Below are 11,524 nucleotides of genomic sequence, written 5' to 3' on the forward strand. Positions count from 1 at the left end.
CCGCGCACATAATCCCATGTTTCGGCAAATCCAGCCGCAAAAGTAGTAAAAAAATAACTTATAGTAGTCGAAATGCTTTAAAAGTTTTATAAAAGCATTATTTTTGTCCTCTCAAATAAAAAAGAAGAAGTGAGGATGAGCGAACGGGATATAAAAGTACAAGCTATCATAAACCCTATATCAGGTGTAGGGTCGAAGCGCAAGATACCTAAGATGATCGAAGGGATCTGCTCGAAAAAGAACTGTTCGTTAAACATTTCTTTTACAGAGTATGCAGGCCATGCCAGCGAGTTGACTCGGCAAGCCATAGAGGAGGGAGCTGAATATATTTTGGCGGTAGGCGGTGACGGGACGGTGAATGAGATAGCGAGAGCTATGATCCATTCGAACGCGATCTTAGGTATCATCCCGAAAGGTTCGGGCAATGGCTTAGCTAGAGAATTGCACATACCGATGGACGTGAAAAGAGCTATCGATCTGATCGCGAAAGGGCATGTTACGACGATAGATTGCTGCCGGGCGAACGGACAGGTCTTTTTCTGTACCTGTGGAGTCGGTTTTGATGCCGCCGTCAGCCAGAAATTCGCGAATGAGAAACGGCGCGGCTCTCTTACTTATATAAAGAATACGATAGAGGAGTATCTGAGCTATAAGCCTGAGCCTTATGAATTGGTGGTGGATAATCAGACGATCAAGGAGAAGGCGTTTCTAGTCGCTTGCGCGAATGCTTCGCAATATGGTAATAACGCGTTTATCGCTCCGCACGCGAATATACAGGACGGACGGATGGACGTTACGATCTTATCCCCTTTTATGCCATTGGATATCGCTCCTTTGGCCATTCAATTGTTTACCAAACAGATTGATCGGAATAGTAAGATTAAGACGATGAAAGCCCAGCAAGTCACGATTATTCGCCAACATCCGGGCGTGATGCACTTGGATGGAGAACCGATCATGGCAGATCGCCGTATCGATATTACGGTGGAACCAAAGGCCTTACATGTGTTGACTCCGGAGGTTGTGTCTTTCACCAAGGAGGTACATAATTTATTTGACGAGGTAACTCGCTTCTTCGATAAAAAACTTCCTTACATTTTCAAGTAAAAGTCTTTAGCTATAGCGGTGAATTCATCGCTATATCGATGCCGCTCGATTTCTAGGGTCAGATGAGACGACTTGGACTTTGCTACCGGCGTCGCTGAGAGTTCTATTAATAAACGCTTAGGAGGGGCATCCGGGATGGGGGAAACGTGGGTTTCTCTCGATGGAGACAAAGACTCTTCTCGAGCGAGGTCTATTAAAGACTCCCGTTGATCAAAGGGAAGCACCAAGGCGATATTTCCTTCGGCTGCCAACAGTTTGCGGCTATCACGCAATAAATCCGGGAGTGATAGAGTATCCGTATGCCGGGCTAGATTACGTTTAGTATCCGGGCATTTCAATGAATCAATAAAATAGGGTGGGTTGGATACGATCAAGTCATATTTGATATTCTCATCCGGCATATATTCGGAGAGCGAGGTTTGATAGACTTGTATCCGGTTGGCGAAAGGCGATTTCGCGATGTTTTCCCGAGCTTGTAAACATGCGTCTGAATCTATATCGATAGCGTCTAGGATCGCGGTGCTACGCTGCGCCAGCATGAGGGCGATCAATCCCGTTCCGGTTCCCACATCCAAAATCCTTTGACACCTCTCTATGCTAGCCCACGCCCCAAGCAAAACGCCATCCGTTCCGACTTTCATGGCACATTTATCGTGCCATACCGTAAATTTCTTGAATTGAAAATAAGGATTTGCCATATCTCTATTGATTGTATGTCGCGAAATTAGTAAGAATTGAATGAAAAGCTGTAACTTTGGCACGTTTATTGTATTAACATATACAATGATGAATGTATATATGAAAGAAAAGACGAGAGTATTTTGCCAGAATTCGTTTGATGACTTGGATGACAATATTGGTATCGTAATGCCAATTCTTACAGAATGCGATGTAGATGAGGATTTCACAGAAGGAATAGAGAAAGTTGGAGACACTATACCCATTCTTCCGTTAAGGAATATGGTACTCTTTCCGGGTGTTGCCTTGCCGGTGATTATCGGGCGTCCTAAATCGATGCGCCTGATCAAAGAGGCTGTACATAAAAAGAGTTTGATCGGAGTTGTTTGCCAGAAAGAGATGGATACGGAAGATCCGGTTTTAGAGGATTTATATACTACCGGGGTAATCGCTGATATCGTTCGTGTCTTAGAGATGCCGGATGGTAGCACTACTGTTATTCTTCAAGGTAAGAAACGCTTTGAATTGAATGAGTTGACCGAGACAGATCCGTATCTTTCTGGTAAGATCACCGTGTTGGAGGACACGAAGCCGGACAAGACAGACCGCGAGTTCGAGGCTTTGATCTCAACGATCAAGGATTTGACCATCAAGATGCTTGGGGCCGTGGCTGAACCTCCCCGGGATTTGATCTTCTCGATCAAGAATAATAAGAATGTCTTGTATGTGGTCAATTTCTCTTGTAGCAATATACCGAGTGGATCGGCCGAGAAACAGCAATTGTTATTGATCGGGGATTTAAAAGAGCGTGCGTATCGGTTACTTTTTATCTTGAACCGCGAGTATCAGCTGGTGGAGTTGAAAGCTTCCATCCAGATGAAGACACATGAGGATATCAATCAACAACAAAAAGAATATTTCCTTCAACAGCAAATCAAGACCATTCAAGAGGAATTGGGCGGGAATATCAATGAGTTGGAGATAAAAGAATTACGGGAGAAAGCCAGTCGTAAGAAATGGCCTGCCGAGGTAGCGCAGGTCTTTGAGAAGGAATTGCGAAAATTGGAACGATTGCATCCGCAATCTCCGGATTATTCCGTACAGACGCAATATGTCCAGAATATCGTTAACTTGCCGTGGAACGAGTATAGTAAGGACAATTTCAACTTGTCTCATGCCCAGAAGGTCTTAGATCGTGATCATTATGGTTTGGAGAAGGTGAAAGAGCGTATTATCGAGCATCTGGCGGTATTGAAGCTGAAAGGGGATATGAAATCTCCGATTATCTGTTTGTACGGTCCTCCGGGAGTCGGCAAGACTTCATTGGGGCGTTCCATCGCAGAGGCTTTGCGCCGCAAATATGTACGTGTTTCTTTAGGTGGATTGCACGATGAGGCCGAGATCCGCGGACATCGTCGTACCTATATCGGCGCTATGTGCGGACGTATCATCCAGAATATACAGAAGGCGGGAACATCGAACCCTGTCTTTATCTTAGATGAGATCGATAAGATCACGAATGATTTCAAGGGGGATCCGGCATCCGCTTTATTGGAGGTCTTGGACCCGGAGCAGAATAACGCGTTTCACGATAATTATCTGGATATCGATTACGATTTAAGCAAGGTAATGTTTATCGCTACCGCTAACAATTTGAATACGATTTCCCAGCCGTTGCTGGATCGTATGGAACTGATCGAGGTGAGCGGTTATATCATGGAGGAGAAGGTAGAGATCGCAGCGAAGCATCTCGTGCCTAAGCAGATGGATGTACACGGCTTGAAGAAAGGTTCCGTGAAATTCCCCAAGAAAACCTTACAAGTGATCGTTGAAGCCTATACACGCGAGAGCGGTGTCCGGGAATTGGATAAGAAAATCGCCAAAATCATGCGTAAGCTAGCCCGTAAGGTTGCTAGCGATGAGCCTATCCCGACTAGTATTAAGCCGGAGGATTTGTATGAATATCTAGGGGCGGTCGAATATTCCCGCGATAAATATCAAGGGAATGACTATGCCGGCGTGGTTACGGGATTAGCTTGGACGGCTGTTGGTGGTGAGATTCTTTTCGTGGAGTCGAGCTTAAGTAAAGGTAAGGGATCAAAGCTTACTTTGACCGGGAATCTGGGGGATGTGATGAAAGAGTCTGCCATGTTGGCACTTGAGTATATCCATGCGCATGCGGCTCAGTTTAATATCAACGAGGAGTTGTTCGAGAACTGGAATGTGCATGTCCACGTACCGGAGGGGGCGATCCCGAAAGACGGACCGAGTGCCGGAATAACGATGGTGACTTCTCTTGTCTCCGCCTTTACTCAGCGTAAGGTGAAAAAGAACTTGGCTATGACCGGCGAGATTACGTTGCGTGGCAAAGTGCTTCCCGTAGGTGGTATCAAGGAGAAGATCTTGGCGGCTAAACGTGCTGGGATCAAGGAGTTGATTCTTTGCAAGGAGAATGAGAAGGATATCAATGAGATTAAACCGGAGTATTTGAAAGGCTTGGTGTTCCATTATGTGAGTGACATTCAACAGGTGGTGGATCTGGCGTTGCTGAGAGAAAAGGTGGATAATCCATTGTTTTAATAACGACTTTTTATGCATATATTGGTGTGGGCTTATACGTATATACGTGTAGGCCCATATTAATATCGGCGTAAGCCTATACGTATATACGTGTGGGCCTATGCCGATATAGGTGTTTTTAAAGGAAGAGTATGCCTTTATTTAGAGCATTTCTGTAGGAATTCCAAGCTGTTGCGTATCTCTTGGATATCGGATTTGAAATCATCGTACTCAATGGAGATAAGCCCGTTGAAATGCTGACGCTTCAGCTCGTTGACGAACGCTTTTACCGGTAAGATCCCGGTTCCCCATGTGGCGTCTTCCATCTTGTCGGTGAGGTCTTTCAAATGCGCCACCTTGATGCGTCCGGATAATTTCTGGAGATTCTTGAGCGGATCTTCACCCACCCGTTTCCAATGGCCGATATCGGCGCATACTCCCATCAAGGAAGAACGGCCTTTCAGCGCTTTCTCTGCCACCTCGGCACTTGCGTAAATGCATGGACTCGGATGGTTATGGATCGCTACCTCCATATCGTACTTCTTGGCGAGGGATTCGATGTAGTCCAACTGGTTTAACTCCGGTTCGACAGTCACGATATGCGCGCCTATTTTATGAGCGAACGCAAAGAACTTATCCCATTCCTCGTTAGTCCCATAAGAGGCTACACCAAAGGCGATCGGCTTGATTCCCCTTTTCTTGAACTCATGGCGTAATAAAGCGCAGTCATCATCGCTCAAGTCGTAATTTAAATACGTCTCTTTTGGGAATGGAGCGCCCAATTCTTGGAAAAAGAAAGCTTCCGCATACCCCATGCCCAGTTGCTGGGTCTTATCCAAGGTCTCCATCAACGTAAGATTGTGGAAAGTCCAAGTCTGTATACCCACCTTCCAGTCCGCTTTTTGCGCCGCCAGCTGTACGGCCTGCCCAAGGAGCATGACCGTACATAGTGCTAATATAATATATCGTTTCATACTTATACCGGCATTTCCGGAAGGCTCCAGCCTTCACGATAGGTATGTCTGATATATTCGTTGGCAGCCTCTAGCGCATTGAACTCCGCGTATTTCGTATCGAAATAGGGGTGACCGTCTATCACCTTGAAATCATCGCTGGTTACGATCTTCAATACGTCGGAAGAGGATATATTGGTGAAACGCATGTTTTGGGCGTCCCACATCAATTTCTTGTTCAAGCCTTGCAGACGGATCGCCAATACGCCTAATAACACCATCTCGTTGAATGGTCCGGAATAAGCGAAGTTGGAAGTTCCTTCCACACGGTTCTCCGGCGATTCTTTACAAGCACGGATCCAGTCTTGCTCATGGAAACCGTCAAAGTATCCGGTAGCGTTCGGGATACGGCGCAAATAGGGGGTTACTTGAGGTACACGGCCGGATAATAACCGGGAGTTGAAACCTCCGCAATCGCAGATCAACGTGTCTTTAGTACCTACGAAGATACATCCACCCAAACCGTCACGCATCATATCTACGCCATCCGGTAATAAGTCCGGACGCTGAGGAAGCATACCGCCATCGTACCAATATACTTTCACTTCCGGCAAGGCTACCTTTGGAAGATTGTCACGAGCCGGGAAGCGGAATTCTACCACCTCCGATTGAGGAGCGGATTCCGTATTGATCTGGGTAGAACGGCCTTGTACACGATCCGGATAACCTAACTTCAAGGATTGGTAAACCGGATCGAGCACGTGGCAAGCCATATCTCCGAAAGCTCCGGTTCCGAAATCCCACCATCCACGCCAGTTCCAAGGGGTATAGATCTCATGGAACGGACGCATGGCGGCCGGGCCGATAAATAAGTCCCAATTCATCGTCTTCGGACAACGTTGTTTTTCGGTTGGGCGCTGTAATCCTTGCGGCCAGATCGGACGGTTGGTCCATGCGTGTACTTCTTTTACTTCACCGATCTCTCCGTTCCAGATCCATTCGCATAATTGACGTACACCATCGCCGGAGTTCCCTTGGTTACCCATCTGGGTCGCTACCTTATATTTAGCGGCGAGTTTTGTCAATAAACGGCTCTCGTAAACGGAGTGGGTAAGCGGCTTTTGGCAATATACGTGCTTCCCCATTGTCAAGGCCGTGGCCGCGATCGTGGCATGAGTATGGTCCGGAGTAGCTACCATGACACCGTCGATCTGGTCGCCCAACTCATCGAACATCTTTCGCCAGTCCCAATAACGTTTAGCGTCCGGGAATTCCTCGAAGCAGTTCTTCGCATATTTCCAGTCGATATCGCAAAGCCCGATGATGTTCTCGGTTTTCATGCCGACCAAGTTCGGGTGGCCTTTACCACCGATACCGATACCGACAATATTCATTGTATCACTTGGTGCCTTATGGCCTAATCCAGCGATCGTTTTAGAGGGGACGATTGTTAGACCAGCTGCCGCTACGGCTGCTTTTTTCAGAAAATCTCTTCTTGATTCCATGTTGTATAATTTGTTTTTTAGTAGTTACTGTTAGAAATTGAAACAGGAGGTTACCATTCTATGATCCGAAGGGTAAGGGGAGACTACCACGTCCGAGGTGGCCTCGCTTTCGCCTGTGATAAATGAGTCTGTTACCTTACATCCGGAATATAGTACGAAATCCAGACGGTCTAGTATTTCTTGTTCGCTAGGAACGGGAGTCCATGTATAGCCGGGTGTGGAGACCTCGTCCGGATGGATTGTCCGGTAGGAGTCGTTCATCCCGATCTCAGAGAAAGCCTTGGTTGCCGGCCACTCCACCTTGATCTTGTGGATACCGGCATCGGCGGCCCGTTGTGTCCAGTCCAAGAAAGAAGGCTCGTTAAAATCTCCTGTTAAAAAGACAGGATAACCTTCTTTCATGACTTGCTGTATATCCTTTTGATAACGAGTTACTTCTTCACGCCGGGCCTCGTTGGCGAACCGGACAGCTTCTTCCTCGGTATCGATAAACGGATAATCGCCATAAGGAATCCCATTCAATTGATAAGGTTGATACGGAATATAATATAGATGGCAATTAAACATCCAGCAGAATTTGTCTTTGCCTACTTGTATCTTCACCCCGTAGCGGGAAGCCGTACTGTCGACGACCGGATAACGAGATAAGATATAATGTCCCTCCCCTTGGTTGAAAAGGTGGAAACCTAGGGATTCCGCGATTTCCGGTACATGATCGTGCTTGATGCCGTCTTCTTCATAGATATGCCCTTCTTGGATTCCTACGATATCCGTCTGGCTAGCCTCGATCACTTTCGCTGTCTGGCTAGGGGGAAGCTTTCCCCCTAGGGTATTCAACCAAATATTGAAACTGCTGACTTTTACCGTTGCCGGCTTGTCGCTACATGCGCTCAATGCACAACAAAGTATGGCTACGCAGCATAAAATTTCACTTATCTTCCTCATGTTTCTCTGGTATTTACAGGAACAAATATATTAAATGTCCCGTTCTTTTCACTACTAAGACTTCTTAATTTATTTTACCATCGGCCAAGGAAACTTCGATACAAGCTGGATGCGTTGACCTGTAGCTTGTGATTTTCGGGCGGCCTCGATAATCTCTAATACGTGTAACGCATGCTCGACATTTATACGTGGTTCCGTGTTTAATGCCATGTGTTTGCTGATATCGGAAGCACCTTCTTGCCAAACATAGCCATTGGTGTCCGGAACGAAACGCTGGGGTACCGGATGATCCATCGTCGATAAGTCCACCCCGTTCGGTGCCCAGTCGTAACCTACCATATGCATATTGCCGTGTGAACCGTATAAGGAGATCGTCGCTTTCTCCTGTCCTTTACCTAAATGTCCGTATGGATCGAAATAGTTGAAACCACACTCGATATGAGAAAGGACTCCCTTTTCGTGTTCCATGATAATCATGGCATTATCTTCTTCTCGAACTTTGATCTTGCCCTTATCGTCTACGGTTCTCTCCGGGGTTACGATTGTAGTCATGGCAACAACGGATTTAGCCGGTCCCAATAATCCGGTTAGGGTAGCGATATTATAAACTCCTAAGTCGGGCATACTGCCACCTAGCGGTTCGTAGAAGAAAGCGGACCAAGAAGGACCTTCATGTCCGTAATGTCCGTGCGCGCATGCCAGATTACCTAGGGTTCCTTTATTGATTTGTTCGGCCATAAAGGCAAATTGAGGACTGTTTACAACGGCAGGCGCACCCCAGATACGAAGCCCCTTGCTAGTAGCGAGATCGTATAATTCTTTGCCTTCCTTATAGGAATTCGCCAAAGGTTTCTCGCTCCAGACATTTCTTCCCGCCATTAAAGCCTTACGGTTCAACTCTCCGTGAACCTGCATATCGGTCAATGTAAGCATCAAGTCGAACTTGGAACCGCTAAGCATATCATCGATATGCTTGTACCATTTAGGTATATTATATTGCTTGGCCGCCTTTTGAGCACGATCCGGTTTGATATCGCAACAAGCCACGATTTCTACATACGGGCATTTCGATATATGGGGAAAATATTGGGTAGATACACTTCCGCAACCGATAACGGCTACTTTCACCTTTTTACCTTCCGATTCGAATTTCTCCGCATAGGCGGAAAGGGGTGATAGTAGTGACGCGAGACTTGCCGCGGCCGATACTTTAAAGAATTCTTTTCTATTCATGGCATTGATTTCTAAATACAATTAATCTAAATCCTTAATCTTTACATTCTTGAAATATACTTTACTTCCATGGTCCTGAAAACAAAGTTTACCGGTGGTAGAGATACCGTAATCGGGGAAAGCTTCCCATTTACCGCTATAACGACGCATCTTCCAATCTTCGGACCCTTCTTGGAAAGAGAATAGTTTTTCTCCGTTCAGCCAGTGCTCAACATATCCATCCTTGTAAAGTACCATAGAGGAGTTCCATTCTCCCGGAGGGTTCACCTGTTTGGTTTCCGGTACATACATAGCGTAGTTGCAACCCGTTTTCTGCCAGTCTTCCAATCCCTCTTTTCCGGTCTCGCTGACCCAAGGATAGTTATCGTCATCGATCAACTGGTATTCCGGGCCGGTTTCAAAAGGAGCTTTGTACTTAGGCCCTTCTTGTACGTGATATAAGAATCCTGAGTTTCCTTGCGCCCCGATTTTCCAATCCCATTTGATCTGGAAATTATGGTAGTTCTTAACGGTAACGATATCGGTACTTACCTTGATCGTAGTATCCGCTATCACGTCACCACCGTTTCCGTAGCCGACGATCACCCCGTCTTCTACCTGCCATCCCTTGACATCACCCCCGTTGAACATTTTCCAACCGGTAAAATCCTTGCCATTGAATAATAAGGTATAGCCTTCCGCTTTTTCTTCCTCAGTCAATACATTATCTTTTACTTCCGTGGATGAGGAACGACTTCCACATGCAACCATACACATCCCGTAAATGGTTACTAGAAAAATAGATACGATCTTTTTCATATATTAGAATATTTAGTTTAATTATCTCCTTATGATAACGCCATTTGATATGGTTTATTTGTTCATTGGCAAAAATACTGCACATAAAGGATTTGGATAATAGAGTATCTAGCTAAAAAAAATGGATTATCTTTGCGTTATTCAGTAACCATCTAAAAGTTCTGGTTTATGGCGAAAATAAAGCATGGTTTTTCCGGTCAGCGATTGATTGTCTATCCTTTCTACGTTATAGAACAAGCGTTGAACAACCCGTTAGTCGCGGACTTGGTCGTACACTCTATGGGGTATTTTCCGAAGGCGGAAAGCCATTATATTGATCGTGCGTCCGGTTGTGGAGAGTATCTTTTAATTTATTGCACCAAAGGAGAGGGCTGGTACGTGTTGGATGGAAAACGATATGTCGTACCCGAGAATCATTTTTTCATCCTCCCGGCAGAGAAGCCCCATCAATATGGTTCGAGCGAGCATGATCCTTGGTATATTTATTGGGCACATTTTAAAGGGAAAAAGGCGAAGTATATCAGCGATCAACTGCAAGGGGTGATCCCGATCGACATGGATGATAATTCCCGTATCGGCGATCGTATCGCTTTTTTTGATGAACTATTGAATGTGTTGGAGAGTGGGACGGATGAGGCTACGGTTAATTACGTCAATTTAAGTTTTAATCATTTGATCGCCTCTTTCCTCTATGTGAAGACGTATAGGGAGGCTAAATTCTCCAAAAGCAAGGCGGAGAATACGTTCTTTATTAGTTTGGCGACCCACTTCATGACGGAGAATCTGGAGAATAAATTGACATTAAAGGAATTGGCCTCTCATTTCGGCTATTCGGAATCTTATATGTACAGGCTTTTCTTCAAGGAAACCGGTTATGCTCCGATGAATTATTTCTTGCATATGAAAATAGACCGGGCTTGCCAGCTATTATTACATACGAATATGAAGATCAATCAAGTCGCCTTGAAACTGGGCTTTGACGATCCCTACTATTTCAGCCGTATCTTTAAGAAGATAGTAGGGACATCACCCAAGGATTACCGGCACTCGTTACCGAAGTGAGATATTTACGATGAACCTAAACGGGAATTTAGGGCTGCCCTAAACGAGGGCTTAGGGATACCCTAAACGGGAGCTTAGGGCTGGCGGTATTTATTCCGGTCGGCTTCCGTTATTTCCCGGATTACACGGCAGGGATTGCCGGCAGCTATAACATTGGCCGGAATATCTTTGGTTACGACGCTTCCTCCGGCGATTACCGTGTTATCGCCAATGGTCACCCCGGGAAGGATACAGGCTTGCGCACCGATCCATACGTTATCGCCGATAGTCACGGGAAAAGCGTATTCCAAACCCTCATTACGTTGCTTTACGTCAAAAGGGTGGCCGGCGGTATAGATGCCTACGTTCGGGGCGATGAATGCGTTATTGCCGATACGAACTTTCGCTCCATCCAAGATAACGAGATTCACGTTGGCGAAGAAATTATCCCCAATCTCGATATTATAGCCATAATCGCATTGGAAAGGGGATAGGATAACGGTGTTCTTCCCTTTCTTGCCTAGAAAAGAGGTTAGAATCCGATCTTTTTCTTCCTCTTGGTCGGGGGGCAATTGGTTGTATTTGAAAAGGACGCATTTCGCTCTTTTCATCTCATCTTGAAGCTCACTATCATGATTCGCATTGTATAATAGACCTTCCGCCGCTTTCTCTTTTTCTGTTTTCATATGTCTCTTACTAAGATTT

10 protein-coding genes are annotated in these 11,524 nt (G+C 45.7%); 3 read left to right on the forward strand and 7 right to left on the reverse strand.

Annotated features, from left to right (window positions below; translation table 11 throughout):
• Positions 1–135: 135 nt before the first annotated feature.
• Positions 136–1,107, forward strand: coding sequence for a diacylglycerol kinase family protein (locus D7V92_RS16740; protein ID WP_005854843.1), 972 nt, complete (start codon positions 136–138; stop codon positions 1,105–1,107).
• On the opposite strand, the gene D7V92_RS16745 is transcribed toward D7V92_RS16740, so the two are convergent.
• Positions 1,092–1,805, reverse strand: a complete 714-nt coding sequence (locus D7V92_RS16745; protein WP_199718916.1) for a tRNA1(Val) (adenine(37)-N6)-methyltransferase — start codon at positions 1,803–1,805, stop codon at positions 1,092–1,094. The two genes, D7V92_RS16740 and D7V92_RS16745, sit on opposite strands and share 16 nt — an antisense overlap.
• Before the next feature lie 88 nt (positions 1,806–1,893).
• Here D7V92_RS16745 and lon point away from each other — a divergent pair, with 88 nt between their 5' ends.
• Positions 1,894–4,365 carry an endopeptidase La gene (gene lon / locus D7V92_RS16750; protein WP_022192022.1) on the forward strand — a complete coding sequence of 824 codons (2,472 nt, stop codon included), beginning with the start codon at positions 1,894–1,896 and terminating at the stop codon, positions 4,363–4,365.
• Between the two features lie 137 nt (positions 4,366–4,502).
• On the opposite strand, the gene D7V92_RS16755 is transcribed toward lon, so the two are convergent.
• The 5 genes from D7V92_RS16755 to D7V92_RS16775 all read right to left on the reverse strand — a co-directional run bounded on the left by D7V92_RS16755 (position 4,503) and on the right by D7V92_RS16775 (position 9,778).
• The gene (locus D7V92_RS16755; protein ID WP_121773347.1) at positions 4,503–5,318 is read right to left on the reverse strand and encodes a sugar phosphate isomerase/epimerase; all 816 of its coding nucleotides are present in this window, start codon (positions 5,316–5,318) and stop codon (positions 4,503–4,505) included.
• 2 nt (positions 5,319–5,320) lie between these two features.
• Complete coding sequence (locus D7V92_RS16760) at positions 5,321–6,802, reverse strand: Gfo/Idh/MocA family oxidoreductase (protein WP_005864916.1); 1,482 nt, start codon at positions 6,800–6,802, stop codon at positions 5,321–5,323.
• A gap of 30 nt (positions 6,803–6,832) precedes the next feature.
• Positions 6,833–7,747 (reverse strand): endonuclease/exonuclease/phosphatase family protein, encoded by a 915-nt coding sequence (locus D7V92_RS16765; RefSeq protein WP_005854855.1) that lies wholly within the window; start codon positions 7,745–7,747, stop codon positions 6,833–6,835.
• A 69-nt stretch (positions 7,748–7,816) separates the two neighbouring features.
• The gene (locus D7V92_RS16770; protein ID WP_005854857.1) at positions 7,817–8,980 is read right to left on the reverse strand and encodes a Gfo/Idh/MocA family protein; all 1,164 of its coding nucleotides are present in this window, start codon (positions 8,978–8,980) and stop codon (positions 7,817–7,819) included.
• A gap of 21 nt (positions 8,981–9,001) precedes the next feature.
• A complete protein-coding gene (locus D7V92_RS16775; protein ID WP_005854859.1) occupies positions 9,002–9,778 on the reverse strand; it encodes a DUF1080 domain-containing protein in 777 nt (258 codons plus the stop codon).
• A gap of 168 nt (positions 9,779–9,946) precedes the next feature.
• Between D7V92_RS16775 and D7V92_RS16780 the strand changes: the two genes are divergently transcribed.
• Positions 9,947–10,840 carry an AraC family transcriptional regulator gene (locus tag D7V92_RS16780; RefSeq protein ID WP_005854860.1) on the forward strand — a complete coding sequence of 298 codons (894 nt, stop codon included), beginning with the start codon at positions 9,947–9,949 and terminating at the stop codon, positions 10,838–10,840.
• A 74-nt stretch (positions 10,841–10,914) separates the two neighbouring features.
• Here the strand turns inward: D7V92_RS16780 and D7V92_RS16785 are convergent, their stop codons facing one another.
• Positions 10,915–11,505 carry a sugar O-acetyltransferase gene (locus D7V92_RS16785; protein ID WP_005854862.1) on the reverse strand — a complete coding sequence of 197 codons (591 nt, stop codon included), beginning with the start codon at positions 11,503–11,505 and terminating at the stop codon, positions 10,915–10,917.
• Positions 11,506–11,524 lie beyond the last annotated feature (19 nt).

The sequence above is a fragment of the Parabacteroides sp. CH2-D42-20 genome (assembly GCF_003670185.1).
In the GTDB taxonomy this organism is placed as follows: Bacteria; Bacteroidota; Bacteroidia; order Bacteroidales; family Tannerellaceae; genus Parabacteroides; species Parabacteroides distasonis.